We start from the raw sequence: 26,976 nt of genomic DNA, 5'->3' as shown, positions 1-26,976 counted from the left end.
CCGATCACACTCCGGCTCAACTCACTCGGAAGACCGGTCCACGGGGGGTGAACGGCAGCCGCCGCCCCGGCGGGATCAGATACGCGTGCTCGCGCCGCACCCGCAGCACATCGCAGTCGGCGTCGGTGATGACGAGCAGGGGCGCGCCGGGCGGGAAGTCGTCCGCGCGCTGCAGCAGATCGATCCCGGGCTGCAGGACCGTGCCGCCCCGGCCGCGCACCCGGACCCGGCCCGCGATCTCGGTCACCGCCAGATACCCGGCGTCGTACGGCCCGGCGTCGCAGAAGACGACCCGGGCCGCCGGGACGTCCCGGGCCTCGGCGTACGAGGCGATCGCGCCGAGCGCCTTGCCGAGCAGGCCCGCGCTCATGGAACCCGAGGTGTCCAGGACGACACCGAACGTGCACCGGGCGACCTCCTCGGGCGGGAACCGGCGTCCGGCGCGCGGGATGTCCGGGGTGGACGCCTGCCGGCGGGCTGGGCGGGCATAGCTGCGCAGCGGCTCGGGGCGGGGCACGAACTCGTCGAACCAGCGGGCGAGCCGCGCGTCCCACGGCAGCGGCGGATGGCTGAGCGCGCGGATCTCCTGGACCAGGTCGCCGGGGAGGAAGCCGCGTTCCTGGCGCTGGTGCAGGTCGAGGCCCTGCGCGAGGCCGCGCCGGTAGAACTCGTCGAGGTCGCAGTACGCGCCGGGCGGGCCGAGCGGGGCGCCGAGCACGTCACCGGCGCCCTTGCCGCGCAGGGTGGCCATCCGGCGCATCCGGCGCGGGTCGCCGGCGATCCGGTCGTACACCTCCTCGGCGGACTGGCCGGCGAACCGGGCGTCGTACAGCAGCCCTTCGGGCATCCGCCCGACCCGCATGTCCCGCAGCCAGCCGTTGACGACGTAGTCGCAGGCGACGTTGAACAGGTAGGGGTCGCGGGGGCCGCAGCGGTCGCCGTGGCGCAGGGCGGCGTGCAGCATCTCGTGGGCGAGGATGAACCGCCACTCCTCGTCCTCGAACGTCCGCAACGGGTTGACGTAGATCTCGCCGGCCTCGGCGTTCACGGCGGCGACGGAGATGCCGTGCGCGCGGGCGAGTTCGGCGTCGGCGACCAGCTTGATGCCGGCCGCGAGGCCGCCGAGCAGCGGGTAGGAGCTGATGAACCACTCCAGGGCGCTCTGCCAGGGCCGCTTGACGGCCGGTTCGCCGTCCATGGAGTCGCGGCGGCCGCCCGCCACGTCCATCGCGGTGGCGACGGTCCGGGTCAGGGCGGTGGCGAAGGCGAGCTGGTGGTCGGGGGGTGAGCCGAACCAGCCGGTCCACTCCAGGAGCAGCAGGTCGGGTTCGGGGCCGGCCGTGCCGCAGCGCTCGTAGGCGGGCGGGACGCCGTCGCGGCGCCAGCGGGCGGCCAGCTGCTCCTCGTCGCCGTCCGGGTAGGCCGCCGGCAGCTCGTCGGGGGCGGTGCCGACGGGGAAGCTGAGCAGGAACCGGTTGACGACGGTGCAGCGGGCGGCCAGATCGGCGCGGTCCGGCTGCACGGGCCTGCCCTTCCTGGACGGGACGTGCCCGAAGCCGAGGTGCAGGACGGCGTGCGCGATGGCCCAGGCCCAGGCGGCGGGTTCGGCGAGCCGGTCGGGGTGGGCGTGCAGAGCTCCGTCGGAGTCGATCCGGACGAGGCCGTCGCGGGGCGCCAGGTCGCAGTTCTCCAGGCGGCACACGGCGAACTCGACGGCGGCGAGCGCCGGGTTGGCCCGCACCAGGCGCAGGCCCTCGGTGAACGCCTCCGCGGCGAGGTCCCGTTTCTTCCTGGCCTTCGCCTTCTGCCGTTCCTGGGGGCGGCTCACCGCCGCGCCTCCACCAGCCGGGGCATGTCCCGGGCCGCCTCGACGAGGAACCAGGACGGCAGGACGGGGTTGCCGTCGGCGTCGGAGGCGATGACGGTCTGGGCGACCTCGACGGAGATCTCCGCGAGCTGCACGAGGAGCGCCTTGGCGCGGTAGGCGGTCTGGCGGCCGGTGGCCGACATGTGGTCCTTGCCGGCCGGCAGTTCCTTGATCAGCCGGCCGCGGAAGGAGTCGGCGAGGTAGTAGAGCAGGTCGCGGTCCTGCGTACGGTGCGGCCAGCGGGCGTCGCCCTTGATGATGGCCTCGATGCCGTAGCGGCTGCGCACGATCTTGACGTAGCCGCAGAACGCGGTGGCGTGCGTGGGGGTCAGGGTGCCGTGCGCCAGGACCTTCAGGGTCTCCTCGTCGAGGTCCTCGCCGAAGGAGCGCAGCGCGTCGGAGAGCATGTGCCAGGAGCGCGGCGTGGAGAACGGCTCCTCCGTCTTCGGCGGCTTGGACCACAGGTGGTCGGGGCGGTCGGTGAGGTGGTCGAGGATCCACGGGTGGATGCCGTTGCCCGCGGCCCAGGCCAGCCAGTCCTTCGCGGACGCCTCCAGGTGGATGTGGGTGAGGCGGTTGACCAGCGCTGAGGCGATGGGCCGGGCGAGCGCGTTGTCCGTGGCGCGGTTCCCGGCGCCGATGACGATGGACCCGGCGGGCAGCTCGTAGTCGCCGATGCGGCGGTCCAGGATCAGCGAGTAGAACGCCTTCTGCACATCGGGGGTGGCCGCGTTCAGCTCGTCCAGGAACAGGCAGTACGGCTCGTCGCGGGCGATCGCCTCGGGCGGGCAGAACACCGAGCGCCCGTCCCGGATCTGCGGCACGCCGATCAGGTCCTCGGGGGCGAGCTGGGTGCCCAGCAGACTCACGCACTCCAGGCCGAGGGATTCGGCGAACTCCCTGACCAGGGAGGACTTTCCGATGCCGGGGGCGCCCCAGAGGAAGACGGGCCGCACGGTGGCGAGGCCGAGGAGAAGGTCCGGGACACGGGAGGGCGTGACGGTGACGGCTGCCTGCAAGGCAGAGGCTCCTTGGGGATGTTCGAGGGAGGCGACTCGAACAGTGTGTGGCCCGGCGCCCTCGTACGCAGCCGGTTTTTCAGGCGGCCCGCTCCTCCGGCGCGGTCGTGAGCGGCACCTGGGGGCCGTCCGACTCCCGCAGCCAGCGCCGCAGTACGCGGTGCACCCGCTCGGCGCCGACCAGCTCCTCCCCGTCGCCGGCCGCCGGGGAGAAGGCCAGCGGGGACAGCAGGAACGGCTCGCCCTGCGCGCCGCCGAGCCCGCCGTGCGAGCCGATCTGCTCCTCGAAGGCGAGGACCTCGCCGTCGGCCGGGTCGTACGCGGAGTTGACCATGATGTCGGCGGTGTTCGGGAAGGAATGCGTACGGCGGACGGCGTCGGCGGCGTGCGGTCCGAAGACCTCCAGCGGGCCGGGGTCGTCGTCCAGCCGGTCCAGCGGGATCTCGGCGCCGTACGCGCCGAGCACGACACCGCCGTGCCGCTCGCTGCGCACCAGGAGGAAGCCGACGCCCGGGTGGTTGGCCAGGGTGGTCAGCAGGGCCGGGTGGCGGGCGTCGATCTCCTCCTTGGTCATGCGGTGCGGCACGTCCGGGAAGGAGACCAGGCCGAGGTTGCCGGAGGCCAGCACGATCGGCTCGGAGCGGCGCGGCGGGCGGTGCTGCCCGGCGCCCTCCTCGACGGGCCGGCGCAGCGCGGCGCGCACGGCGGCGCGGGCCTCGGCGCCGCTGTGGGTGCGCCGGGCCCGGCGGGGCACTGGCAGCCCGCAGCCCGCCCGCACCAGGTCTCCGAGGCCGAGGCCGTAGCGGGAGCGGAAGGTCTCGCCGGGGCTCTGCCCGTGGTCGGACAGCACGACGATCCGGTACGGGCGCGGAGCGTGCTCGGCGACGTTCTCGATGAGGGCGAGGGAGCGGTCGAGGCGGGCGAGGACCTTCTCGGCGTCGCCGCTGTGCGGTCCGGAGTGGTGCGCCACCTCGTCGTAGGCCACGAGGTCGGCGTAGACGGCGGTGCGCCCGGCGAGCATGTCGCCCATGACGGCGGCGACGACGACGTCCCGCTCGACGACGGTCGCGAAGGCGCGGATCAGCGGGTAGAGGCCGCCGCGGCCCACCCTGGGGCGGACCTTGCGGGCGCGGGCGCGGGTCGACTGGCCGATCTCGCGGCCGACCTCGGCGACGAACGACAGAGCGGTGCGCACGGCGTTGGCCGGGTCGGAGAAGTAGGCGAAGTAGCCGGCGCGGGAGCGGTTCTCGCGGCTGCGGCGCCGGGTCGCGATGGACAGCACGAGGGCCTGTTCGCCGGCGCCGCCGCTGAAGAGGTTCCCGCGGCTGGCGCCGTCGGCGGCGAGCAGGCCGGGGTCGCCGGTGCGGTCGACGGCGCGGCGCTGGAGCTCGGCGGCGCTGGTGGGGCGGTTGCAGACCATGACCTCGCGGCCGGCCTTCTCGTACCAGCGGAACGCGGGGACGTCGAAATTGCTGCCGTGCAGGATGCCGAGCTGGCTGGCGCCGGTCTGGCTGGACCAGTCGGTGTGCCAGCGGGTGAGCCGGTGGGAGGCGCGGGGGCCGCCCAGCCAGCGGGCGACGGTCGGCATCAGGCCCTTGTCGACGGCGGCGAGGAGGACGTCGTGGCCGACGCCGTCGAGCTGCACGAAGACGGTGCCGGGGCTGGACGGGCCGGGCGGCAGGGTGCGTCTGCGGCGGTCGGCCAGCCGGTACAGGCGCCGCCGGTAGGCGTCGTCGTCCCGGACGGCGAGGGCGGCGCCGGTCGCCGAGGCCACCGCGGACATGACGGCGGCGACGATGACGGCCGTCTCGGGGGCGGCCTCGCTGTCGCCGGAGGGCACCAGGCGCAGGGCGACGCTCAGCAGGACGCCGTTGAGCACGAAGACCAGCAGGCCGAGGACGAGGGCGGGCACGAGCAGAAGCAGACGGACGAGGAGCGGCCAGAAGACGGCGGAGAGCACACCGAAGGCGCCGGCGCCGAGGGCCGCGGTGACCGCGATGTCGGTGGCGCTGTCGCCGTCGGGCGACTGGAGCTGGAAGTCGGGCAGGATGCCGGCGAGCACGAGCATGGTGACGGTGGAGACCGCCCATACGGCGACGCTCCGCCCGATCTGACGGGCGATCCGCCGCCAGCGCCCACCACGCACGTCCCGTTCACCTCACGTCCGGCCCACCCTGGCCCCCAGCCTGACACAACGGACGTACCACCCCGCGGGTTCCCTGGTCAGCGCCGGTGCGCGGGCTCAGCGTCCGTCGTAGCCGGCCGTCGGCATGGAGAGTCTGCGGTGCACCCGGGCCTTCATCTGGGCGTCGTACGACGGCTCCGCGCCGCCCACGGTCTCCACCCGGACCCCGCGCCGGGCGCACTCGGCGGTGAACTCCTCGACGGAGGACAGGGCGCTCTCCAGGACGCGGCGGCTGGGCGCGACGAACAGGTCGAGGCCGGGGCGCACGCCCTCCCACAGGACGGTGTGGTCGGTCCGCAGCCGGCGCACCAGCAGCTCGCGCGCGACGACGTATCCGTGCTGGGCGGCCCAGTGGGCGCACATGGCGTGCTGGCTGCGGGAGTCCACCAGGAAGGGGTCGGCGTCCAGCTCCTCGAGCGGCGTCAGACTGGCGATCGCCGTGACCCGCACCGCGGTCGGCCCCATGGGCGTCCCCCCTCACCTCCGGGTTTCGCCGCCGACCCTACTCCAGCCCGTACGCTTCGGGGAGGCGCACGAAGGAGGCAAAGAGGTGCCGGTGGAGATCACGTGGTGGGGGCACGCCACCTGCACGGTCGAGGATGCGAACATACGCGTCCTGACCGATCCTCTGTTCGCACGCCGGCTCGCGCATCTGCGCCGGCGCCGGGGCGCGCCGCCACCGCCGGACGCCTTGCGCGCGGACGTCGTCCTGGTCTCCCATCTGCACGCCGACCATCTCCATCTGCCGTCGCTGGCCCGGCTCGCGCCCGGCACCCGGCTGCTCGTGCCCCGGGGTGCGCCCCGGTCGGTGCCCGGACTGCGCCGACTCCGGCATCTGCGGCTCACCGAGATGGCGCCCGGGGATGTGACGGGCGTCGGTGACCTGGCCGTACGGGCGGTGTCCGCACGGCACGACGGGCGGCGGCTGCCGGTCGGGCCGCATCGCTCACCCGCCCTCGGTTATGTGATCGAGGGCCACGCCCGCACCTACTTCGCCGGGGACACCGGGCTGTTCGACACGATGGCGAAGGAGGTCGGCCCGGTCGACGTGGCACTGCTGCCGGTCGGCGGCTGGGGGCCGTATCTGGGGGACGGGCATCTGGACGCCGGGCGGGCGGCCGAGGCGCTGGCCCTGCTCGGGCCGCGCAGCGCGGTGCCGGTGCACTACGGCACGTACTGGCCGATCGGGATGGACGCCGTGCGCCCCCATGAGTTCCATGCGCCGGGCGAGGAGTTCGAGCGGCTTGCGGCGGAGCGCGCGCCCGGAGTGTCGGTGCATCGCCCGGCGCACGGCGAGAGCGTGCGCCCGGAGGTGTTCCGGTGACGTTCCTCGCCGCTGTCACGACCACCGTGGCACCCGGCTCGACGCAGCAGGCGCTCGGCTATCCCTCGCTGTTCCTGCTGGTGCTGGTCGGGGCGCTGGTGCCGGTCGTGCCGACGGGGGCGCTGGTCAGCTCGGCCGCGGTGGTGGCGTTCCACCAGGGGTCGCCGCTGTCGCTGGCCCTGGTGTTCCTGACGGCGTCGACGGCCGCGTTCCTCGGCGACGCGACGCTGTACTGGCTGGGGCGGCGCGGCATGGGCTCGAAGAACGGCTCGCGCTGGCTGGAGGCGATCCGCTCACGCGCCCCGGAGGACCGACTGGAGCAGTCGCAGCGCAAGCTCGCGGAGCACGATGTGGCGGTGCTGGTGCTGTCCCGGCTGGTCCCGGCGGGCCGGCTGCCGGTGATGCTGGCGTGCCTGCTCGCCGAGTGGCCGATCCGGAGGTTCGCCCGGGGCAACCTCCCGGCGTGTGTGGCCTGGGCGGTGACGTACCAGCTCATCGGCATCCTCGGGGGTTCGCTGTTCCCCGAGCCGTGGGAGGGTGTCGTCGCGGCGGTCGCGCTGACGGTGCTGATCAGCGCGGCGCCGAGCGTGTGGAAGCGGCTGCGGTCGGCGGGCTGACGTCAGCCCTGGGACTCCCTGTGCGCCTCCGCCGTCCGGACGGCGGGCTCCCCCTCCAGCACCCGTGAGCCGCCCACCGGCAGGTCCCACAGGTCGGCCCGGTCGCGTCCCGCCCGCTCCCACGCGGCACGCACGCGTGTGAGCGGTTCCAGGACGGGCTCGGCCGACAGCACGAACGTGCCCCAGTGCATCGGCGCCATCCTGCGGGCGCCCAGGTCGCCGGCGGCGCGGACGGCCTCCTCCGGGTCGCAGTGGACGTCGCTGAGCCACCAGCGGGGCTCGTAGGCGCCGATCGGGAGCAGCGCGAGGTCGATGCCGGGGTAGCGCTCGCCGATACGGCGGAACCAGTGGCCGTAGCCGGTGTCGCCCGCGAAGTACACGCGCTGCCCGTCGGGCGCGGTGAGCACCCAGCCTCCCCACAGGCTGCGGCAGGTGTCGAGCAGGGTCCGCTTGGACCAGTGGTGCGCCGGTACGAAGTCGATGCGGACGCCGGACAGTTCGGCCGCCTCCCACCAGTCCAGCTCGGTGACCCGGGTGAACCGGCGGCGCCGGAACCAGGGGCCGAGGCCGGCCGGCACGAACACGGGGGTGTCGCGCGGGAGCCGGCGCAGGGTGGGGGCGTCCAGGTGGTCGTAGTGGTTGTGGCTGATGACGACGGCGTCCACGCGCGGGAGGGCGTCCCAGGGGATGCCTACGGGGGTGACGCGGGCCGGGGTGCCGAGGATGCGGCGCGACCAGACGGGGTCGGTCAGGACGGTGAGCCCGCCGATCCGTACGACCCAACTGGCGTGCCCGGCCCAGGAGACGGCGATCGTGCGGGCGTCGACGCGGGGCAGCGGGGCCGGCGCGAAGGGCAGCCGCCGGATGTCGGCGAGGCCCTCCCGTCCGGGCCGGATCGCGCCCTCTCGGGCGAAGCGGGCGAAGGCGCGCAGGCCGGGCAGCGGGGCGGTGAGCCGGTCGTGGAAGGTGCGGGGCCACACCCGGCGCTCGGCGAGCGGGCGGGGCGCGGCCAGCCGGGGAAAAGGGGAAGGGGTGGGCGCTGTGGCTTCCTTCAGGGGGGTGCGCGAGGGGATCGGGGCGGCCGAGTCGGACTGCTGCGTCATCGAGGGGTCTCCCATCGCTCGGCATCGTCACGGAGTTCGTCGAAGACCGACTTGAGGTGGGTCAACGCGCGTCGCACGTGCGGCAGTTCCAACGGCGTGGGGGACGTGAGACATTCCGCGCGCTCCTCGTCGGTACCGGAGAGCAGCGCTCCGGTGGACAGCCGGACACGCAGCTCCCCGAGGGCGTCGCCGAAGCGGTGACCGCCGGGGGCGGGCATGCCGAGCCGGCCGGCGAGAAAGTCCTCGAGGTCCTGGGCGTCCCCCACGTCATGGCCGGACAGCCCGGCGCGCAGTGGTCCGAGGTCGACGTACAGATGCCGTCCGGCCTGCGGGGGCCGGGCGACGGCACCGGCGTCCACGGCGACCGCGTACGCGACGGCGGCGAGCCGCGCGTGCAGCCGTACGGTCGCGGTGATCCGGGCGGTGACCGGCTCGGGCTCGGTCAGGGCGTACCCGGCGGCGAGCGCGACGGGGCCCGCGACGCGGGCGCCGAGGGCGGTGAGCACGTCGAGCACGCGCGCGTGCAGGCCGTCCCCGGCGGCGCCGGCGGGGAACCGGGCGACGGCCGCGGGCCAGCCGGTCGGGAGGTGGGCGCCGGCCAGGTCGGTGACGACCGTGACCCGGTCGGGGAGCATCTCGGCGGGGCTGAGCAGCACGGTCTCGTGGGGGGCGTGCACGGTGTCGCGCCAGGTCTCGTCGCTGACCAGGTGCAGTCCCTCGCCGGTGGCGGCCTCCAGGGCCTCGTGCAGCACCTCGGGCGGGGCCACGGTGGCGGCGGGGTCGTCGGCGGGCGACAGCACCAGCAGCCGGGGGTCGCCGCCCTCCGCACGGACCCGGCGGACGGTCTCCAGCAGCGCGTACGGATCGGGGACGCCGCCGGACTCGGCCGGGGTGGGCACATGGAAGACGGGTCTGCCCAGCAGCCGGGCGTACGGCGCCCACCAGGCGGCGCAGGGCCGGGGCACCAGGACGTCCCCGCCGAGCGCGGCGGTCAGGGCGAGCAGCAGCGCGGGGGCGCCGGGGGCGGCGACGACCTGCTCGGGGGCGGTCGGCAGGCCCCGCCGGTCCCAGTAGCCGCAGGCGGCCTCCAGGAGCGCGGCACCGCCGCCGACGGGCTCGCTCGCGGCGCGGCCCGCGGCGGCGGCGAGCACACCGGCCAGTTCGGGCAGGACGGGCAGCCCGTCGTCGGGCAGGGGCGGCCCGAAACGCACGGGGCCGTGGCCCTCGAGGTCCGTCCGGCGCATCCGTACCTCCGTGCTGTGCCAGCCGCCGTATGAGCCGCACGGTGTGTCGTGTACCCGTCGCGCTCTGCGTACCCATCGTCATCCGTCCCATGACCGCCGCCGGAGGTTGCGCCCGTCACACCGACGCAGCCGCCTCCGCCGGGCCGGCCGTACGGTCACTTCCGCCCCGGCCGACACCCTCCGTCCGGGCCGCCCGTACGGTCACTTCCGCCAGGCCGGCGCCCTGCGGCGCAGCCGGTACACGGCCCCGCCGGCCGCGCCGGCGATGAGGACGCCGCCGCAGACCAGGGCGGGCACGGAGTCGGTGAAGACCCCGCCCTGCCCGGCCTTCACACCACCCGGAACGGCGGGGTCGACGGGGACGGCGGAAGACTCGCAGGGCTCGGGCTGGTGGGTCTTACCGCCCTTCCACTCCCCGGAATCCTCCGTCCGCGGCCGGCTCGACGACCCCCCGCTGTCCCCCCACTCCCCGCCCCCACCCCACGAGGACCCGCTGCAACGGCCCTTGTCCCCGTCGTCGGTCTCGCGAGGCACGCTGAGTGTGGCGGCGGCGGGGTCCTCTCCCCCGCTGTCCGCCGCGAGGGTGTCGGCCTCGGACCCGCTCTCACCGGCGCCCGCCGCGAGGGCCACGTCGAACGTCGCGCTCCAGTCCGACCCCTCGGTCCCGCCCGTCGCCGGGCAGGTGCCGTCGACGGTCCAGGCGGACTCGGGCCCGGCCGCGTCGGGGTCGCCCTCGAAGTTCTCGGCCGGGGAGATCTGCGCGGCCCCCCGGTAGACGGGCGCGGCGTCCGCGCCCGCACCCCCGCTGACGCGCCGGAGCTGGACCGTGCCGTCCTCGAACGCCTGGGACACGGCGTCGAGGGTGTCGGGCGCGGTGCCGTCGACCGGATCGCAGGTGACCGAGACGGTGACGGACTCGCCGGGCGTGACGGTCGCGGGCCCGACCTCCGCCGTGGGGTCCGCGAGGGCGGCCTGGACGCCGGTGCCCAGGGCGGCACCGGCCAGTGCGGCGACGGACAGGGCGCGGACGGTGCGGCGCATGGGGTGGACTCCTTCGGCCGACGGCAGCGGGGTACGGACACTCGTGCCCCTCCGCCATGACAGCCCGCCCCCCACGCGGCCGCGCGCGGCCACACGCCATTCGCGGGACGCGACGCGTCCGAGCGGGTGATGTGACGGGAGGGCGGGCGGGGAACGGGTAGTGGGCCTCGCAGGCCACGAGGTCGGCCGTGGCGGTGAGCGTCCCAGGGGGACCCGGCGTCTCAGGAGCCGTCGTTCAGGACCTGGTCGCGGACTCGGGAGCAGCAGCGGTTGATCAAGCGGGAGACGTGCATCTGGGAGATGCCGAGTTGTTCGGCGATGCGGCTCTGGGTCATGTCGCCGAAGAACCGCATGTAGAGGATCGCGCGCTCGCGTTCGGGCAGGGCCGCCAGGCGCGGGGCGACGGCCTCGCGGTCGACGACCGTGTCGAGGGCGGGGTCGACGGATCCCAGAGCGTCGCTGAGCGAGTAGCCGTCGTCGCTGCCGGGCAGCTCGGCGTCGAGGGACAGGGCGGTGAAGCTCTCCAGTGCCTCCTGGCCGACGCGGACGTCGGCCTCGCTCAGGTCGGCGTGCGCGGCGATCTCCGCGACGGTCGGCCGGTCGCCGGAGACGGTCTGCAGGTCCTGCACGGCGAACCGGACGCGGTTGCGCAGATCCTGCACCCGGCGCGGGACGTGCAGCGTCCACATGTGGTCGCGGAAGTGCCGCTTGATCTCGCCGGTGATGGTCGGCACGGCGTAGCTCTCGAAGGCGTTGCCGAGTTCCGGGTCGTACCGGTCGACGGCCTTGACCAGGCCGAGCGCGGCGACCTGGCGCAGATCGTCCAGGCTCTCGCCGCGGCTGCGGAAGCGCCCGGCCAGCCGGTCGGCCATGGGCAGCCACGCCTCGACGATCCGGCCGCGCAGCGCGTCGCGCTCCGGGCCCTCGGGCAGCGCGGCCAGCGTGCGGAAGTCCGCGGCGGTGTCGGGCGCGTCGTCGTGCGGGTGCTTGCGGGCTTTCACTGTGGTGGGCATGTCCCCTGGCAACTCCCTAGGTCACGTGCTCCGGTGGACGGTCACCGCGGGAACCCCGAGCGCTCCGGTACCGGGCACACCCGTCCGGGACGCAGCGGTCCCACGGACGTGCCTCCGGTCCGAAGCACTGATGGTCCGCCTGCCCCCACGCGGGGTGCCCAAACGCCCGCCGCAGGTTTTCCCCCCGGGTCCGGGGTCACTCGTAGCGGTGCCGCGCCGTCCCCGGAGTCCTCTGGAGGTCCCGTATGAGCACCACGGTCGCCGACCACATCCTCGAGCGTCTGCGTGCCTGGGGGGTGGAGCATGTCTTCGGCTACCCGGGCGACGGCATCAACGGTCTGCTCGCCGCCTGGGGCCGCGCCGAGAACCGGCCGCGGTTCGTGCAGTCCCGGCACGAGGAGATGTCCGCGTTCCAGGCGGTCGGCTACGCCAAGTTCAGCGGCCGGGTCGGTGTCTGCGCCGCGACCTCGGGGCCGGGCGCGATCCACCTGCTGAACGGCCTGTACGACGCCAAGCTGGACCATGTGCCCGTGGTGGCCATCGTCGGCCAGACGCATCGCACCGCGATGGGCGGGTCGTACCAGCAGGAGGTCGACCTGCACACGCTGTTCAAGGACGTCGCCTCGGACTTCGTGGAGACGGTGACCGTCCCCGAGCAGCTGCCGAACGTCCTCGACCGGGCGATCCGTACGGCGTACGCGCGCCGCGCCCCCACGGCGATCATCGTCCCCGGGGACGTCCAGGAGCTCGAATACTCGGCGCCCACGCACGAGTTCAAGATGGTGCCGTCCAGTCTGGAGTCCGGCGCGTGGACGACGGTCCCGTCCGAGGACTCCGTCCGGCAGGCGGCCGAGATCCTCAACTCCGGTGACAAGGTGGCCATCCTGGTCGGCCAGGGCGCTGCGGGCGCGCGCGCCGAGGTCGAGCGGATGGCCGAGCTGCTCGGCGCCGGCGTCGCGAAGGCCCTGCTCGGCAAAGACGTCCTGAGCGACGAACTGCCGTACGTCACCGGCTCGATCGGTCTGCTGGGTACGCGTCCGTCGTACGAGATGATGCGGGACTGCGACACGCTGCTGACGATCGGTTCGTCGTTCCCCTACTCGCAGTTCCTGCCGGACTTCGGCAAGGCGCGGGGCGTGCAGATCGACATCGACCCGCACATGGTCGGGATGCGCTACCCGTACGAGGTGAACCTGATCGGTGACGCGAAGGCCACCCTGGAGCGGCTGATCCCGCTGATCCGGTCCGAGGAACGCGGCCGGGAGTGGTCCGAGACGATCTGCGACAACGTGACGCGCTGGCACGAGGTGATGGAGCGGCGGGCGGGGCTGTCGGCCGACCCGGTCAACCCGGAGTACGTCACCCGCGCGCTGGACCCGCTGCTGCCCGCCGACGCGATCGTCACCTCGGACTCGGGGTCGATGTCCAACTGGTACGCCCGCCATCTGACGTTCCGCCCGGGCATGCGCGGTTCACTGTCGGGGACGCTGGCGACGATGGGCTGCGCGGTGCCGTACGCGATCGGCGCGAAGTTCGCCCACCCGGACCGCCCGGCGATCGCGCTCGTCGGGGACGGGGCGATGCAGATGAACGGGCTGGCGGAGCTGATCACGGCCGCGAAGTACCGGGACCTGTGGGAGGACCCGCGGCTGGTGGTGGCCGTCTACAACAACCGGGACCTCAACCAGGTGACCTGGGAGATGCGCGCCATGGGCGGCGCCCCGTCGTTCCTGCCGTCGCAGGAGCTGCCCGACGTCCGGTACGCCGACTTCGCCCGCTCCCTCGGCCTGACCGGCATCCGGGTGGAGAAGCCGGAGGACGTCGAGCCGGCCTGGCGTACCGCGCTGGCCGCGGACGGTCCCGCGGTCGTGGAGTTCGTGACCGACCCGGCCGTGCCGCCGGTCCCCCCGCACGCCACCTGGGAGCAGATGGAGGCGACGGCGTCGGCGATCCTCAAGGGCGACGCGGACCGCGGCTCGATGGTGAAGCAGGGCGTCAAGTCGAAGCTGCAGGAGTTCCTGCCGACGCGGGAACGGCAGGACAAGGGGGACTGAGGCCGGTCGCCCCACTACCCTGGGTCCTGCGCGCACGAGGGGGCTCGAGGGATGGAAATCGAGGCGGACACCGCGACGAAAAGGGCTAGACCGAGGGTCTTCATCTCGTACGCCCATGACGACGCGGCCCACGTTACGCAGGTGGAGACGCTCTACGAGCTACTGCGCGTCAAGGGTGGTGTCGATGCCAAGCTCGACTCCTTCGCAGGCGTGCAGTCGCAGGACTGGCCCTGGTGGATGCACCGGGAGTACACGGACGCGGACTACGTCCTGGTCATCGCCTCCCCCGAGTACAAGGTTCGCGGCGAACGCGCGGAGCCGCTGGACGGGGTCGGCCGCGGAGTCTACTGGGAGACCCGCAAGATGATGACGGAGATGTACGTCGCCCCTACACGATGGCTCCACAGAGTCCTGATGGTCGTGCTGCCGGGGCGTTGCGAAACGGAGTTTCCCGATTTCCTGGGCGCAGAGCGCATCAGCCGCATCCCCGTACCGACCTTGGACGAGCGGGGCATCGAAAAGCTGGTTCGCCGCATCACCGGTCAGCCGGAGCGGGTGGAGCCGCCGATGGGTCCGATCCCGGTGTACCCACCGCAGTCGTCCTTGCTTTCGGCCCCTTCGCCCGGTCCGGCGGGCGCGGCCGGCGTACCGGACGTCGCAGGAGGTGCGGACGACGGTGCCCACGGCCTGGACGCACAGGCGTGGCGCCTGCTGGCCGACATCCTGGAGGACGTCGCTCCGCCGAGGTGGGCCGAGCAGGCCTACCAGTGGTCGTTCGGGGAGACGGGCAGCCTCGGGTGGGCCGCCGCACCGCCCGCCCCTGTGGGTGACGTCGACCTGTACGCCTGGGCACGGGATCTCGGCGAACGTCGCCACCCTCCGGGGACGGTGCCCAAGGCCGTCACCTTCGTGCACGCCCTGGCGGCCGGATTCGCGGCGGGCGAGAACCCTGACGAGCGCCGCAGGGCGCGTGAACTGAACGCCTGGGTGACCCGGTTCCTGAGTGACTGTGAGCTGCCCGCCCTGCCCGCCGTGCCGCGGATCGAGCGCACCGAAGCCACACTCACGGTCCGACTCGCGGAGCACCCCCAGCAGCAGGACAGTTTCTACGCCGAGATCTGGCGGCGCACCACGGACGGCCGGCGCCCCGAACGCCTGCGCCCGGAGCCGTCCTCGGCCCCGATCGTGGTGGACGTGGAGGGCGCCCGCCTCCTCCTGGAGGGCTGTCTGCGTCCCGACACCCTCGGTCCGGGCGTAAGACTCCAGCGGGTCGAGTTCGCCGTGTCCGACGGCCTGCTGGAGGAGGGGTTCGATCAGTGGGAGGTCCGGCTGCGCCGAGACTCACGCGCCCTGGGCAAGGTGTACGAGGTGGTGGTCCGCTGTCTGGACCAGCGCTGGGGTGCCGACCTCGTGGAGCGATGGTCCAGCCGGTGGCGGTGGCTGACCCGGCAGCGAGACGGCAGCGGCCTGGCCACTGTCTGGGTCGGGGACGAGCACGTCGACCAACTGGACGATCTCGTCGGCGAGTGGTACGAGACGGATCACCCGGTGTGTGTCGCGGTCTCCATGGCTCGAGCCCGGCCCGGTGTGGACGCCGCCCTCGACGCCGGGATGCCGGTCGTGGTGTGGCAGCGCGCATGCGACCGGGAGGATCCCACCGTGCCGGGACTGCCGAAACTGCTGGACGTGTCGAACGTGTCGCGCCTCCCCCTTGACGTCAAGGCTCTGCGCCGCGACAGGGATGTGGCCGACCGCGCGAGGGCCAGTGTGGTCCTTCTCTGGGACGACCCGGACCACCCCGTGGGCGTGGATCCGCTGAGCGACACGAACCTCATCGCCTGATCACGATCAACCGGCGTGTGCCGGACCTGACCGGAGGTGCAGTGAAAGACTGGTGGATCTACAAAGGCGCTCCCCAGGCGTCCGCCGGGGAGCGGCTCGACCGGCTGGCCCGACTAAGCCCGCCATGGCGGCAGTTCGACGGCCGGATCGACTCCGACTACCGCATCCCGTCCTTGGACGACGAGCGGTACACGGCTGACCGTCGGCGCGGAGCCGGTTACATCGCCGAAGACCATGAGATCGATCTCGTCAATACGGCGCTCCATCTGCGTCGTCCTCTTCTGGTCACGGGCGTCCCCGGGGTCGGCAAGTCGACCTTGGCGTACAGCATCGCCGAGGACCTCGGACTGGGCCCCGTGCTGCGCTGGCCCATCACGAGCCGGGCGACCCTGCGCGACGGGTTGTACCGTTACGACGCGCTGCGTCGCCTGGAGGACGCCAACCTCAACCGGCTGGGCTCCGCGACGGCTCGCCCGGCGGCGCGACGCCCCCGCTCTCACCCTGGAGGGAGCCCGACGGTCGCCGGTATCGGTAAGTACCTTCAACTCGGACCCCTGGGAACGGCGTTCCTCCCCTCGGAGCGGCCACGCGTGCTTCTCATCGACGAGATCGACAAATGTGACATCGACCTGCCGGGTGACCTTCTCACCGTGCTGGACGAGGGGCGCTTCGAAATCCCCGAGCTGGCCCGGCTGGCAGATCACCAGCGGGTGGTGACCGTCGGCACCGACGATCAGGGCGTCGGCGCACGCATCACCGCAGGGCGCGTGCAGTGCCGGGCATTTCCCGTGGTGATCCTGACGAGCAACGGTGAACGGGAGTTCCCACCCGCCTTCCTGCGCCGCTGCGTCAGGCTGACCATCGGCCGTCCCGGCGAGGACAAGCTGCGGCGCATCATCGCGGAGCGCATCGGTGCCGAGGCGACCGAGGTGGCCGGCGGCCCGGACGGTCTGATCTCGTCCTTCCTCAAGCGGCGCGAGCGGGGCGAACTGGGCACGGATCAGCTCCTGAATGCCGTACAGCTGCGGCTGGCGGGCGCGTGGACCGCTCCGGAGGACATCGATCAGCTGGTCGGGGCGACGCTGCATCCGCTCAGCGGGCCGGACGCCACGTGATCACCCAGCTGTTCCAGCTCCTGCACGAAGGTGGGGCGGACGGGGCAGGTCCGGAGGAGCTGGCGGACATCCTCTGGCTCGCCCGTCACGTACTGAGAGAGGGAGAGGAGCAAGTGGGCGAGGGCAGGGGGACGGCGACGACGGCGCCGTCCACGCCGCTGCAGGACGACGACACGGCGGAGGACTCCGAGCCGAACGGGCCCGCCAGGCGTCACGAGGCCGCTCTCCACATCCGAGCCCACTCCGAGGACGGCACCGGGGTCCCCGCCGTCCCGATCCACGTTCCCGCCGAAGCCGCTCTTCCGCACTCCCTCGAACTGACGAGGGCGCTCAGGCCACTCACGCGTAAGGTCCCCTCCCAGACCGCGTTCGAACTCGACGAGGAGGAGACGGTCGCACGGCTGGTGGACGAGAAGGTCATGGTTCCGGTCCTGCGCCCGCAACCGAGCCGATGGCTCACCCTCACCCTTGTCGTCGACACCGGCCCGTCGATGCACCTGTGGCACCAGGAGGTACGCGAGTTCCACGAGGGCCTCTCACGCCTGGGCGCGTTCCGCGACATCAGACGCTGGAACCTCTCTGGTGAGGAAGGCGGCCAATCGGTCGCACTGCGCCCGCACCCGTCGGTGGGACGCCCTCCGCGGCATCATCGGGAGATCGTCGACCCGACGGGTGATCAGCTCATTCTCGTTCTGAGTGACACGGTGGGATCGATCTGGCGTACGAGGGCGGCTGAACGTCTTCTGGTGGACTGGGCCCGGCGGTCGCAGGTGGCGCTCGCCCACCTCCTGCCCGCGAGGCTGTGGAACCGGGGCGGCGCGACACCGACACCGGTCTCCCTGCGCATCCCTCACCTCGGCGCTCCCAACGCCCGTTGGAAGACGTCCCCATCGAGCCGTCGGTCCGTGCCCACGCCGCCCGTGGTGCCCGTGCCGGTGGTCGAACTCGAACCCCGACCGCTGCGTGACTGGGCCGAGATGACGACCGGCGACGGCTGTTGGAGGCCGGCTTCGTCCCTCCTGTTGCCGCTCAATCCGAAGACGGTCCTTGAGGACGCCCGGGACCGGCCGCAGCGGCGGCCCACAGCGACCGCGCCCCTCCCCGCCGAGGAGGCGCTCCTCCGTTTCCGACTGTCGGCGTCTCCCGGCTCCTGGGAACTGGCGGGCCTCCTCTCGGCCTTGTCGACCGTGACTCTCCCCGTGGCGCGGCTAATCCAGACGGCCATGCTGGACGAGCCGTCCCGCGGCGACCTGGCGGAGCTGTTCCTCGGAGGCATCCTCCGCCGCGTCCCCGTCCCGGACGCCTCCGACGGCGGCGAACCGCGGTTCACTTTCCCGCCCGGGGTGCGGGACGCCCTGCTCAATGCCCAGTACGACGACGACGTACGTACCGTTCACGCCCTCGTACGGGATCGGGTGTCCGAGTATCTGGAGCCTCGGTACGGCAGCGCACGTGACTTCACCGCCGCGCTGACGGGTGTGGCGGACGGCCGCGTGTCGTACGCCGGGGAGCCGTTCGCCGTGCCGTCCGCCGCGGCACTGACGCGTCTCGGGCATGCGACGCGCGGTGACAGGGCGCCACGAGGTACGCGCGCCGACACGGCCGAGCGCTTCCTCCTGAGCTATGCGGCTGCGGACCGCGCCTGGGCGGAGTGGGTCGCCTGGCAACTGAAGGACGCGGGGTACACCGTCATGCTCGACGTCTGGAGTTGGGAGGCCGGCAGCACCATCCCCTCACGTCTGACCCAGTTCGGGGACAGCGACGTCGTGGTGGTCCTGCTCTCGACCGCGTATTTCGAAGCAGCGCGCTGGACCGTGCCGGAGTTGGGTGCTGCCCTGGCCGCGGGCCAGGGCAAGGTCATTCCCTTGCGCCTCGACGACACCACACCGCCGACGGTCCTGCGGTCGCTGCTGACAAGAGACTTGTTCGGGCTCGACGAGGAGGCCGCGCGACGGGCGCTTCTGGAGGCAGTGCGGGGGCCGGAGCGCCCGATCGCACCTCCCCGCTTCCCGGGCGTGGGCGAACGGCTTCCGTCCGGGAAGGCAGGCCCGCCTCTGCCAGGGGCGCTGCCGCCGGTGTGGCACCATCCGCCGCGCAACCCCCACTTCGTGGGGCGCGACGAACTCTTGCTGAAAATAAGAAAGTTGCTGGCCGATGCGGCCGCTCCGGCCGTTGTGGTGGTGCATGGCCCCGCTGGTGTCGGCAAGACGCAGCTCGCCAGCGAATACGCCCATCGCTTCGCCGGGGACTACGACGTGGTGTGGTGGGTGTCCGCGGAGGACTCCGGGACAATCCACGACGGGCTCGCCAGGCTGGCCGCAGCCATGGGACTCACGGCGCCGGCAGCACTCGGCGAGGAACTGCGTGCGCGGGGCCGCTGGCTCCTCGTCTTCGACGACGCCGAGGAACCCGGAGCGGTGGAGCCGTACCTGCCGGCCGACACCGGGCATGCGCTCATCGTCTCCCGGTCGGGCCGGTATCCCGGCGCCACGGTCCGCGTCGGCCCGCTGCGTCGTCGGGAGGCGGTGGCGCTGTTGCGCCGCAGAGTCCCCACGTTGTCCCGGAGCGACGCCGAGCGGCTGGCCGAACGGTTGGACGACGATCCGCTGTCCCTGGCTCAGGCCGTCGCGTACCTGGCCACGACCTCCGTCACCGGGGAGCAGCTTCTGACACTGCTCGGGGACGCCGAGGGGACGTTCACCGGGGCGATCCGCGCCCTTTGGGACCGCCTGGACGCAGAGGACTCGGTTGCGCTCGACTTCCTGAAGGCGTGTGCCCTGTTGGCTCCGGAGCCTTTACCCCTTCCGAGCATCACGGACGGCCCGCGCGTCCCCGGCGCACCCGTCCTGTCCAGTCGACGGGCGCGAACGCGGGTGCTCAGGGTGCTGGAGAGGCACGCACTGGCGAGAGTGTCGGACGACGGCGTCGAGGTGCACGGCCTCGTGTTCAGCGCCCTGCGCGAGGCCCTCACTCCCACTGAGCACGAACGCGCCGCGGCCTATGCCTGCCGCTTGCTGGAGGCGTCGTATCAGGAGCGTGCCGGCCGCACTCGTCCCCAGCCGCTTCCTGAGGGACTGCTCCCCCACCTGCTGGCGATCGCCCCTGCGGACCTGGTCACCAGCGGCGCCCGCCGTGCCGCATGCGAGGCGTGCCTGTCCCTCCGGGAGCTCGACCCCGTGGCCGCCCTCTCCCGATTGCGGGATCTCCACCTGTCCTGGCTCGAACGCCTCGGACACGATCACGCGGACACGCTGCTTGCCGCATCGGGCCTGGTCGGGGCCCTGACGGACAACGGTGAGACGGGACAGGCACTGGCCCTAGCCGAGGACCTGCTCGCTTCCCAGCAGAGGCTGCTGGGCGAGGACCACCCGGACTCTCTGAATCAGGCGCTCGCCGCCGCATCGCTCCTGGTCACCGTGGGCCAGGTTCAGGAGGCCGCCGACCTGCACAGGGAAACCGTGGAAAGGCTGCGGCGCGTGCTCGGAGCCGACCATCCCCTCTCTCTGGACGCGGCGCATGCCCTGGCCGAGAACCTGATCGCCCTGGGCCGCACGGGTGAGGCGAACTCGCTGGTCAGAGACACACTGAATCGGCGCAGGCGCGTACTGGGCCTCGACCATCCCGACTCGGTACGCACCGCCCGACTGTTCATGTCCCTGAACGAGTAGCGCCCTCACTGCCCAGGCTTCGGCCCTCCGACGGGACGGGGACGGGGTCCTCCGGCAGGAGCAAGTCCTCAAGGCGCCCGAGCGCCAGCATCACGCAGAGCATCAGGATCGGCAGCAGCACGGCGAGCAGTGCCATGACAGGGTCCTTCCCCAGAACGTCGCGCGGGGGGTGACTCGGGGGGTGAGACGTCCGAGTCACCCCGCTTCCGGTTCGCAAACCCCTGTGTCGGCCCCCGGTGGACGGGTACGCGGTGCGCAGCCCCGAGGATCTGGAGGGAGTCATGCAGCGAGGCAGCGACCGGCTGAGCGTCCACCGTGACGACGAGATGAAGCACGAACTACAGGGGTTGCTGCGGTCCGGGCATCCCACCCGGGCCGAGGAGTGGCACGACCCGGAGCCGTCCGCCGAGGACGATCCGCAGGTCGCGGGCGGTCCGGTGGCCCCGGGGTCGTCTGCGGCGTCCCTGGAGACGGTCCGGCTGGAACTGGCGCGCATCCTGAGCCGCCATTCCTTCCCGGCCGGCCCGCGGGAGCTCGTGGGCGAGCTGCGGCGCAGTCATGCGCCCGACGTCCTGGTGGACCCGGTGGGGCGGCTGCCGCGCTCCGAGCGGTACGCCAACGTGCAGCAGCTGGCCGAGGCGCTCACCGGCGAAGGCAGCGGCGGCGAGCGACGCCAGGGCGCGTAGCGGTCCGCCCGGCCGTGAGTGAAGGACGACGACGAGAACGTGGAGACCGTATGCGCATCGCATTTCTGACCGCACCCGAGGGCGTCGAGCAGGTCGAGCTGACCGAGCCCTGGCAGGCCGCGAAGGACGCCGGGCACGAGCCGGTGCTCGTCTCGACGCAGTCCGGTGAGATCCAGGCGTTCGACCATCTCGACAAGGCGGACACCTTCCCCGTGCAGGAGGTCGTCGGGGAGACCTCGGCCGGGGACTTCGGCGGTCTTGTCCTGCCCGGCGGGGTCGCGAACCCGGACTTCCTGCGGATGGACGAGAAGGCCGTCGCCTTCGTCCGGGACTTCTTCGACCGGGGCCTGCCGGTCGCGGCGATCTGTCACGCCCCGTGGACACTGATCGAGGCGGACGTCGTACGCGGCCGGGTCCTGACCTCCTGGCCGAGTCTGAGGACCGACCTCCGCAATGCCGGCGGCACCTGGGTCGACGAGCAGGTCCAGGTCTGCGACCACGCGCCGAGCAAGCTGGTCACGAGCCGCAAGCCGGACGATCTGAAGGCGTTCTGCCAGACGTTCCTGGAGGTGTTCGCCGCCGAGTCGCGGCAGGCCGCCTGACCGCCCCACCGGCCCGCCCCCGCTACAAGGGGCGGGCCACAGGCGCCGGAGCGAGGACGACGGGTCCCGCCCCGGCGCTTTCCGTGTGCTCAGCCGCCGGGTGCGGCGGGCGCGGTGCCGCCGTCGCGGTCACGGGCCCCCTCACGGGTGCGTCCGGCGGCCACCAGGCGGCCGGGATTGCGGCGCAGATACTCGCCCTCCAGCTGTGCCATGCGTTCGTTGTGGGCCCGCAGCGCGTCGTTCGAGCCGTACAGCAGCGTGTCGTGGCGCGTCCGGTGGATCGTCTCCAGCTCCTTCATGAGCTGCTGATCGTCCAGCCGGCCGGGGTCGACTCCGGTCATCGTGGTGCCCCGCTCGTCGTGTCCAACCATGCCGTCCGGGTACCCGCCCGCTGAGCACACAGCCCCCGAGGCGCACGGGAGACAGTCATGGACCTCGCCTTTCTGCATCCACTGTACGAACACCCCGGCCCCTGGGCCTCCGTGTACGTGGGGACCTCCCGGCATACGGAGGACACACCGCACGAGCGGCATCTGACCGCGCGGGCCCTGACCGACGACCTCGCCGAGCAGGGCTGCGACACCGCGACCTGCGCGGCCGTACGCGGTGCGCTGGAGGCGCTGGAACACTCGTCCGAGCCGAACGGGCGGGCGATCTTCGCCCATGCGGGTGAGGTGGTGCTCCAGGCGTCGCTGGCCCGTCCCCCGCAGCGCGACAGCGCCCACTGGGCGCCGCTGCCGCACACCGCTCCCCTGCTGGAGCTGGCCGGTGAGGACCCGGTCTGCGTGGTGGCCTACGTCGACCGCAAGGGCGCGGACTTCGAGCTGCGCGACGCCCTGGGCGGGCGGGACGCCGGCTCCGTCACGGGCCGTGAGCACCCCATCCACCGCACCGCGTCGTCCGACTGGTCCGAACGGCACTTCCAGCTGAAGGTCGAGAACACCTGGGAGCACAACGCGGCGGAGGTCGCCGACGCGCTGTCCGTGTGCCAGGAGGAGACCGGCGCCGACCTGGTGATCCTGGTCGGTGACGACCGGGAGCGGCGGGCCGTGCACGAGCGGCTGCCGCGGCGGCTGCGGGACGCGGTCGTCGAGGCCCCGCACGGCTCGGGCAGCAGGCTGCTGGACGACGACGTGGCCCGGATCCGCGAGGAGCACGTACGTGGCCGGGCGGAGACCGAGATGGACCGGTTCCTGGCGGCCCGCACCCCGGACGACGAGGGCCGTGCCGGAGCCGTGGAGGGCGTGCCCGCGCTGGTCGAGGCCGCCCGTGAGCACCGGATCGACGAACTGCTGATCCGCCCGGACGGGCCGGACGCGCACCGCGAGGTGTGGATCGGCGAGGACCCCGACCAGGTGGCCGTGCGCCGCACGGATCTGCGGATCCTCGGCGAGCAGAACTCCTGGTCGGCCCGTGCCGACGACGCGCTGATCCGGTCCGCGGTCGCCACGGGCGCCGCCGCGGTGTCGGTGGGCCCGGCGGACGGCGCCGCCCGCGAGGAGGCCCCGGCGGGCGGCCTGGGCGCCCTGCTGCGCTGGGCGTGAGCCCGGGTCGGGAAAACACCTGGGCCGGGCGTGGAAACCCCTAGCGCGCCCGCTCCACCCGGCGCTCGTCCCACACCGGCTCCGGTGTCTCGCGGACACGTCCGTCGCTGCCGAAGACCAGGTAGCGGTCGAAGGAGCGGGCGAACCAGCGGTCGTGGGTGACCGCGAGGACGGTCCCCTCGAACGCCTCCAGCCCTTCCTGGAGCGCCTCGGCGGACTCCAGGTCGAGGTTGTCGGTGGGCTCGTCGAGCAGCAGGGCCGTGACGCCCTCCAGCTCCAGCAGCAGGATCTGGAAACGGGCCTGCTGGCCGCCGGAGAGCCGGTCGAAGGCCTGCTCGGCCTGCTGGGTCAGCTCGTAGCGGCGCAGCCGGGACATGGCGGCGCCCCGGTCCTGCGAGTGCTCGGTCCACAGGATGTCGAGGAGCGTGCGGCCCATCAGCTCGGGGTGCGCGTGGGTCTGCGCGAAGTGGCCCGGCAGCACACGCGCCCCGAGCTTCCACCGGCCGGTGTGCGCGACGTCCTCGCCGGCCAGCAGACGCAGGAAGTGGGACTTGCCGGAGCCGTTGGACCCGAGGACGGCGACGCGTTCGCCGTAGAACACCTCCAGCGAGAACGGCTTCATCAGACCGGTCAGTTCCAGGTCCTCGCAGGTGACCGCCCGGACGCCGGTGCGGCCGCCCTTGAGGCGCATCCGGATGTCCTGCTCGCGGGGCGGCTCGGGCGGCGGGCCCGCCTCCTCGAACTTACGCAGCCGGGTCTGGGCCGCCCGGTAGCGGGAGGCCATGTCCGGGCTGTTCTCGGCGGCCTGACGCAGCGTCAGCACCAGCTTCTTCAGCTGGGCGTGCTTCTCGTCCCAGCGTCTGCGCAACTCCTCGAAGCGGGCGAAGCGCTGCCGGCGGGCCTCGTGGTACGTCGTGAAGCCGCCGCCGTGCACCCAGGCGTCCGCGCCGGCCGGGGAGGGCTCCACGGAGACGATCTTCTCGGCGGCGCGGGCCAGGAGTTCACGGTCGTGGGAGACGAAGAGGACCGTCTTGCGGGTCTCCTTCAGGCGCTCCTCCAGCCAGCGTTGGCCGGGCACATCGAGGTAGTTGTCCGGCTCGTCCAGCAGCAGGACCTCGTCGGTGCCGCGCAGCAGCGCCTCCAGCACCAGCCGCTTCTGCTCACCGCCGGACAGGGTCCGCACCTGCCGCCACTGCGCCTTCTCGTAGGGCACGCCGAGCGCGGCCGTGGTGCACATGTCCCACAGCGTCTCGGCCTCGTAGCCGCGCGCCTCCGCCCAGTCGGCGAGCGCCTGCGCGTACCGCAGCTGGGCGGCCTCGTCGTCGACCGTCATGATCGCGTGCTCGGCGGCGTCGACGGCCCGGGCCGCCTCCCGGATCCGGGGCGGCGCCACCGAGACCAGCAGGTCGCGTACGGTCGTCTCGTCCCGCACCGAGCCCACGAACTGGCGCATCACCCCGAGGCCGCCGCTGACGGTGACGGTGCCGCCGTGCGGCTTCAGCTCGCCGGAGATCAGCCGGAGCAGGGTGGTCTTGCCGGCGCCGTTGGGCCCGACCAGCGCCACCACGGCGCCTTCGCCGACCCGGAACGAGACATCGCCGAGCAGCGCCCTCCCGTCGGGGAGGTGGTACTCGAGGTGCGCGGCTTCCAGATGTCCCATGGGACCGCATTCTCCGGGGCGCCCCGGAGCGGGGGCAAACCGTTATCGCGGTGCCGGTGCGCGACGCCGGGACGATCCGAACGACAGGCCCTACACCTGCGGGTCGTCGACGGGCCGGCCGGTGGGGCCGCCGTCGCCCGCCGGGGCCACCACCGCGCCCGCCCAGGACAGCGCCTTCCAGCCCTCGCCGGGCGCGCCCTCCAGGATCACGACCCCGGTGTTCTCCAGCGGGTGGGAGGCGGCGAAGGCCACGTCGACGTTGGCGGCGCGGGCCGCGGTCCACATGCGGATCGCGGCGCCGTGACTGACCATGGCGACCGTCCCGGCCCCGCTCGCGGCGGCCTCCGCGATCACGGCGTCGTAGCGGCCGAGCGCCTCGTCGCCGCTCTCGCCGCCCGGCATGCGCAGGGCCGTGTCCCCGGCGGCCCAGGCGAAAACGGTCCGCATATAGGGCTCGGCCTCCTCGGCGTGGCCGTCCAGCAGCTCCATGTCTCCGGCGGACACCTCGCGGATGCCGTCGCGCACCCGCACGTCCAGGCCCCGCGCTGCGGCCAGCGGGGCGGCGGTGGCCTGGGTGCGGATCAGGGTGGAGGCGTAGACCGCCTCGATGTCCTCGTCGGCGAGCGCGTCGGGCAGAGCGGCGGCCTGCTGTTCGCCGAGGGGCGTGAGGGGCGCCCCTGGAGGTGCCGTGTCGAGCAGGTAGTCCACGTTGGCGGTGGTCTGGCCGTGGCGGACGAGCAGCAGGCGCATCGGGGTTCCTTCGTGTGTCGATCCGCGCGGACCGGACAGCTCGGGGCCGGTTCAGGGTACCCAGGGCTGTATGAGCCCAGACGTCGACCTCACGGTCCCCCTGCCCGGCCGGCACGCGCTGCGCGACCGCTTCCTCGCGTTCGACTCCCGGCTGTTCGAGTTCGCGGCGGAGCGGAACTGGCCGTTCGCCGAGCCCGTCCTGCCGAGGCTGAGCCGGAGCGCCAACCACGGGGTGCTCTGGTTCGCCGCGGCCGCCGCGATCGCCGCCTCCCGCTCGCCCCGGGGCCGCCGGGCCGCGGCGCGCGGTCTGGCCTCGCTGGGACTGGCGTCGCTGACCATCAACACGCTCGGCAAGCGGTCGGTGCGCAGGCCCCGGCCGGGGCTGGAGGCGGTGCCGCGGGTGCGGCAGCTGAAGCGGCAGCCGATCACCACGTCGTTCCCGTCGGGTCACGCGGCGTCGGCGGCGGCGTTCGCGACCGGGGTGGCCCTGGAGTCGCCGAAGTGGGGTCTGGCGGTGGCGCCGGTCGCCTGGTCGGTGGCGCTGTCCCGGGTCTACACGGGGGTGCACTTCCCCAGCGACGTACTGGTGGGCGCGGCGCTCGGGGCGGGTGCCGCGTACGCCGTACGAGGGCTGGTGCCGCCCCGTGATCCACAGGTGCCGCCGGCCCGCCCGCGCGCGGACGTGCCCGCGCTGCCCGAGGGCGACGGCCTGGTGATCGTCGCCAACAAACGCGCGGGGAGCTCGGATCGGGTGCACGCCCTGCTGGACCTGCTGCCGCGCGCCGAGGTCGTCGAGTGCGAACCGCGCGATCTGGGCGCCGAGTTGGAGCGGGCGGCCGGGCACGCCCGGGCGCTCGGGGTGTGCGGCGGCGACGGGTCGGTGAACGCGGCGGCCGAGGTCGCGCTGCGGCACGGGCTGCCGCTGGCGGTGCTGCCCGGCGGCACGTTGAACCACTTCGCGCTCGACCTGGGTGTGGAGGACGAGACCGATCTGAGCCGGGCCGTGGCACGCGGCGAGGCGGTGCGCGTGGACGTGGGCCGCTTCCGCAGCCCCGGGCAGGAGGGCGTCTTCCTCAACACCTGCAGCCTCGGCGTGTACCCGGAACTGGTGCGCGAGCGGGACCGGTTCGCGTCCAAGGTCGGCGACTGGCCCGCCGGGGTGCTCGCCGCCGCGCGCGTCCTGCGCCGGGACCGGCACCCGCTGCGGGCCGAAGTCGGGGACGGCGCCCACCCGTTGTGGCTGCTGTTCGCCGGGAACGGCACCTATCACCGGCTGGGGCTCGCGCCCGCGCGCCGGCCGGACCTCGCGGACGGGGTCCTGGACGTCCGGGTCGTGCACGGCGGGCGTCGGCCCGCGCTACGGCTGCTCGCCGCGGCCGTCGCCGGTCCGCTGAGCCGCTCCCCCGTCCACGCGGCCGTCCAGGTGACCCGGCTGCGGCTGACAACCGTCGACCCGGGCACCCCACTGGCGTACGACGGCGAGGTGACCGAAGTGGGCGGCGAGGTGACGCTGGAGAAGTTGCCGGAGGCACTGACGGTCTACCGCCCCCTGCCGGGCTCATAGAAGCGATCGTCCCGCATGGTGGTACGCGGGTCTCATCATGCGACACGACGGCGTACGGTGACGCTCACCGTCCGGTGC

22 protein-coding genes are annotated in these 26,976 nt (G+C 73.3%); 10 read left to right on the top strand and 12 right to left on the bottom strand.

The genetic code is table 11. The features are described 5' to 3' along the window. Positions 1-16: 16 nt before the first annotated feature. The 4 genes from DC008_RS28655 to DC008_RS28640 form a co-directional block, all read right to left on the bottom strand. Complete coding sequence (locus DC008_RS28655; RefSeq protein WP_108709434.1) at positions 17-1,828, bottom strand: vWA domain-containing protein; 1,812 nt, start codon at positions 1,826-1,828, stop codon at positions 17-19. Continuing rightward, positions 1,825-2,886, bottom strand: coding sequence for an ATP-binding protein (locus tag DC008_RS28650; RefSeq protein ID WP_108709433.1), 1,062 nt, complete (start codon positions 2,884-2,886; stop codon positions 1,825-1,827). Before DC008_RS28650 ends, DC008_RS28655 begins: the two co-directional genes overlap by 4 nt. A gap of 79 nt (positions 2,887-2,965) precedes the next feature. Beyond that, on the bottom strand, positions 2,966-5,032 hold the full coding sequence (locus DC008_RS28645; protein WP_108709432.1) for a phage holin family protein: 2,067 nt from the start codon (positions 5,030-5,032) through the stop codon (positions 2,966-2,968). Positions 5,033-5,128: 96 nt separating this feature from the next. After that, the gene (locus DC008_RS28640; RefSeq protein WP_055619325.1) at positions 5,129-5,536 is read right to left on the bottom strand and encodes a hypothetical protein; all 408 of its coding nucleotides are present in this window, start codon (positions 5,534-5,536) and stop codon (positions 5,129-5,131) included. An 85-nt stretch (positions 5,537-5,621) separates the two neighbouring features. On the opposite strand from DC008_RS28640, the gene DC008_RS28635 reads away from it, so the two are divergent. Both DC008_RS28635 and DC008_RS28630 read left to right on the top strand, forming a co-directional pair. Beyond that, positions 5,622-6,395: an MBL fold metallo-hydrolase gene (locus DC008_RS28635; protein ID WP_108709431.1), complete on the top strand. Its 774-nt coding sequence runs from the start codon at positions 5,622-5,624 to the stop codon at positions 6,393-6,395. Further along, entirely contained in the window at positions 6,392-7,012 is a 621-nt protein-coding gene (locus DC008_RS28630; RefSeq protein WP_108709430.1) for a DedA family protein, read from the top strand. The genes DC008_RS28635 and DC008_RS28630 overlap by 4 nt, the downstream gene beginning before the upstream one ends. A 2-nt stretch (positions 7,013-7,014) precedes the next feature. On the opposite strand, the gene DC008_RS28625 is transcribed toward DC008_RS28630, so the two are convergent. The 4 genes from DC008_RS28625 to DC008_RS28610 form a co-directional block, all read right to left on the bottom strand. Next, positions 7,015-8,115 (bottom strand): MBL fold metallo-hydrolase, encoded by a 1,101-nt coding sequence (locus tag DC008_RS28625; protein WP_108709429.1) that lies wholly within the window; start codon positions 8,113-8,115, stop codon positions 7,015-7,017. Then, positions 8,112-9,359 (bottom strand): aminotransferase class I/II-fold pyridoxal phosphate-dependent enzyme, encoded by a 1,248-nt coding sequence (locus DC008_RS28620; RefSeq protein WP_108709428.1) that lies wholly within the window; start codon positions 9,357-9,359, stop codon positions 8,112-8,114. The genes DC008_RS28625 and DC008_RS28620 overlap by 4 nt, the downstream gene beginning before the upstream one ends. Before the next feature lie 201 nt (positions 9,360-9,560). Then, positions 9,561-10,400 carry a hypothetical protein gene (locus DC008_RS28615; protein WP_108709427.1) on the bottom strand — a complete coding sequence of 280 codons (840 nt, stop codon included), beginning with the start codon at positions 10,398-10,400 and terminating at the stop codon, positions 9,561-9,563. Between the two features lie 221 nt (positions 10,401-10,621). Continuing rightward, positions 10,622-11,413, bottom strand: coding sequence for an RNA polymerase sigma factor SigF (locus DC008_RS28610; RefSeq protein ID WP_108709426.1), 792 nt, complete (start codon positions 11,411-11,413; stop codon positions 10,622-10,624). Positions 11,414-11,658: 245 nt separating this feature from the next. Here DC008_RS28610 and DC008_RS28605 point away from each other — a divergent pair, with 245 nt between their 5' ends. From DC008_RS28605 to fxsT, 4 genes are read left to right on the top strand one after another with little or no spacing between them, the layout of a single operon-like run. Continuing rightward, entirely contained in the window at positions 11,659-13,467 is a 1,809-nt protein-coding gene (locus tag DC008_RS28605; protein WP_108709425.1) for a thiamine pyrophosphate-requiring protein, read from the top strand. A 51-nt stretch (positions 13,468-13,518) separates the two neighbouring features. Continuing rightward, a complete protein-coding gene (locus DC008_RS28600; RefSeq protein ID WP_108709424.1) occupies positions 13,519-15,309 on the top strand; it encodes a VMAP-C domain-containing protein in 1,791 nt (596 codons plus the stop codon). Positions 15,310-15,326: 17 nt separating this feature from the next. Then, positions 15,327-16,424 (top strand): AAA family ATPase, encoded by a 1,098-nt coding sequence (locus DC008_RS28595; protein WP_244221433.1) that lies wholly within the window; start codon positions 15,327-15,329, stop codon positions 16,422-16,424. Beyond that, complete coding sequence (fxsT, locus tag DC008_RS28590; protein ID WP_108709422.1) at positions 16,421-20,092, top strand: FxSxx-COOH system tetratricopeptide repeat protein; 3,672 nt, start codon at positions 16,421-16,423, stop codon at positions 20,090-20,092. Before DC008_RS28595 ends, fxsT begins: the two co-directional genes overlap by 4 nt. Here the strand turns inward: fxsT and DC008_RS35540 are convergent. After that, positions 20,073-20,228 carry a hypothetical protein gene (locus DC008_RS35540; RefSeq protein ID WP_164492391.1) on the bottom strand — a complete coding sequence of 52 codons (156 nt, stop codon included), beginning with the start codon at positions 20,226-20,228 and terminating at the stop codon, positions 20,073-20,075. The genes fxsT and DC008_RS35540 overlap by 20 nt on opposite strands. Before the next feature lie 145 nt (positions 20,229-20,373). On the opposite strand from DC008_RS35540, the gene DC008_RS28585 reads away from it, so the two are divergent. Together DC008_RS28585 and DC008_RS28580 are read left to right on the top strand one after the other, a co-directional pair. Continuing rightward, positions 20,374-20,778 carry a DUF2795 domain-containing protein gene (locus DC008_RS28585; protein WP_108710908.1) on the top strand — a complete coding sequence of 135 codons (405 nt, stop codon included), beginning with the start codon at positions 20,374-20,376 and terminating at the stop codon, positions 20,776-20,778. Positions 20,779-20,828: 50 nt separating this feature from the next. Continuing rightward, entirely contained in the window at positions 20,829-21,380 is a 552-nt protein-coding gene (locus tag DC008_RS28580; RefSeq protein ID WP_108709421.1) for a type 1 glutamine amidotransferase domain-containing protein, read from the top strand. 89 nt (positions 21,381-21,469) lie between these two features. Here DC008_RS28580 and DC008_RS28575 read toward each other — a convergent pair whose 3' ends face one another. Next, complete coding sequence (locus tag DC008_RS28575; protein WP_108709420.1) at positions 21,470-21,751, bottom strand: DUF6158 family protein; 282 nt, start codon at positions 21,749-21,751, stop codon at positions 21,470-21,472. 57 nt (positions 21,752-21,808) lie between these two features. Here DC008_RS28575 and DC008_RS28570 point away from each other — a divergent pair, with 57 nt between their 5' ends. After that, on the top strand, positions 21,809-22,924 hold the full coding sequence (locus tag DC008_RS28570; protein WP_108709419.1) for a baeRF2 domain-containing protein: 1,116 nt from the start codon (positions 21,809-21,811) through the stop codon (positions 22,922-22,924). Positions 22,925-22,964: 40 nt separating this feature from the next. On the opposite strand, the gene DC008_RS28565 is transcribed toward DC008_RS28570, so the two are convergent. Next, complete coding sequence (locus DC008_RS28565; RefSeq protein ID WP_108709418.1) at positions 22,965-24,584, bottom strand: ABC-F family ATP-binding cassette domain-containing protein; 1,620 nt, start codon at positions 24,582-24,584, stop codon at positions 22,965-22,967. A gap of 90 nt (positions 24,585-24,674) precedes the next feature. Next, positions 24,675-25,334 carry a histidine phosphatase family protein gene (locus DC008_RS28560; protein WP_108709417.1) on the bottom strand — a complete coding sequence of 220 codons (660 nt, stop codon included), beginning with the start codon at positions 25,332-25,334 and terminating at the stop codon, positions 24,675-24,677. Between the two features lie 70 nt (positions 25,335-25,404). Here DC008_RS28560 and DC008_RS28555 point away from each other — a divergent pair, with 70 nt between their 5' ends. Next, on the top strand, positions 25,405-26,898 hold the full coding sequence (locus DC008_RS28555; RefSeq protein WP_108709416.1) for a bifunctional phosphatase PAP2/diacylglycerol kinase family protein: 1,494 nt from the start codon (positions 25,405-25,407) through the stop codon (positions 26,896-26,898). Positions 26,899-26,976: the final 78 nt, after the last annotated feature.

It is taken from the genome of Streptomyces nigra (genome assembly GCF_003074055.1).
Lineage (GTDB): Bacteria > Actinomycetota > Actinomycetes > Streptomycetales > Streptomycetaceae > Streptomyces > Streptomyces nigra.
This window is presented reverse-complemented; position numbering and strand designations above follow the sequence as displayed.

Excerpts from the sequence above, each read along its gene's own strand:
- DC008_RS28615 (WP_108709427.1), bottom strand. The coding sequence starts at position 10,400 with ATGCGCCGCACCGTCCGCGCCCTGTCCGTCGCCGCACTGGCCGGTGCC.
- DC008_RS28585 (WP_108710908.1), top strand. The coding sequence starts at position 20,374 with ATGCAGCGAGGCAGCGACCGGCTGAGCGTCCACCGTGACGACGAGATG.
- DC008_RS28640 (WP_055619325.1), bottom strand. The coding sequence starts at position 5,536 with ATGGGGCCGACCGCGGTGCGGGTCACGGCGATCGCCAGTCTGACGCCG.
- DC008_RS28625 (WP_108709429.1), bottom strand. The coding sequence starts at position 8,115 with ATGACGCAGCAGTCCGACTCGGCCGCCCCGATCCCCTCGCGCACCCCC.
- DC008_RS28580 (WP_108709421.1), top strand. The coding sequence starts at position 20,829 with ATGCGCATCGCATTTCTGACCGCACCCGAGGGCGTCGAGCAGGTCGAG.
- DC008_RS35540 (WP_164492391.1), bottom strand. The coding sequence starts at position 20,228 with ATGGCACTGCTCGCCGTGCTGCTGCCGATCCTGATGCTCTGCGTGATG.
- DC008_RS28620 (WP_108709428.1), bottom strand. The coding sequence starts at position 9,359 with ATGCGCCGGACGGACCTCGAGGGCCACGGCCCCGTGCGTTTCGGGCCG.
- DC008_RS28570 (WP_108709419.1), top strand. The coding sequence starts at position 21,809 with ATGGACCTCGCCTTTCTGCATCCACTGTACGAACACCCCGGCCCCTGG.
- DC008_RS28610 (WP_108709426.1), bottom strand. The coding sequence starts at position 11,413 with ATGCCCACCACAGTGAAAGCCCGCAAGCACCCGCACGACGACGCGCCC.
- DC008_RS28560 (WP_108709417.1), bottom strand. The coding sequence starts at position 25,334 with ATGCGCCTGCTGCTCGTCCGCCACGGCCAGACCACCGCCAACGTGGAC.
- DC008_RS28575 (WP_108709420.1), bottom strand. The coding sequence starts at position 21,751 with ATGGTTGGACACGACGAGCGGGGCACCACGATGACCGGAGTCGACCCC.
- DC008_RS28605 (WP_108709425.1), top strand. The coding sequence starts at position 11,659 with ATGAGCACCACGGTCGCCGACCACATCCTCGAGCGTCTGCGTGCCTGG.
- DC008_RS28555 (WP_108709416.1), top strand. The coding sequence starts at position 25,405 with ATGAGCCCAGACGTCGACCTCACGGTCCCCCTGCCCGGCCGGCACGCG.
- DC008_RS28600 (WP_108709424.1), top strand. The coding sequence starts at position 13,519 with ATGGAAATCGAGGCGGACACCGCGACGAAAAGGGCTAGACCGAGGGTC.
- DC008_RS28565 (WP_108709418.1), bottom strand. The coding sequence starts at position 24,584 with ATGGGACATCTGGAAGCCGCGCACCTCGAGTACCACCTCCCCGACGGG.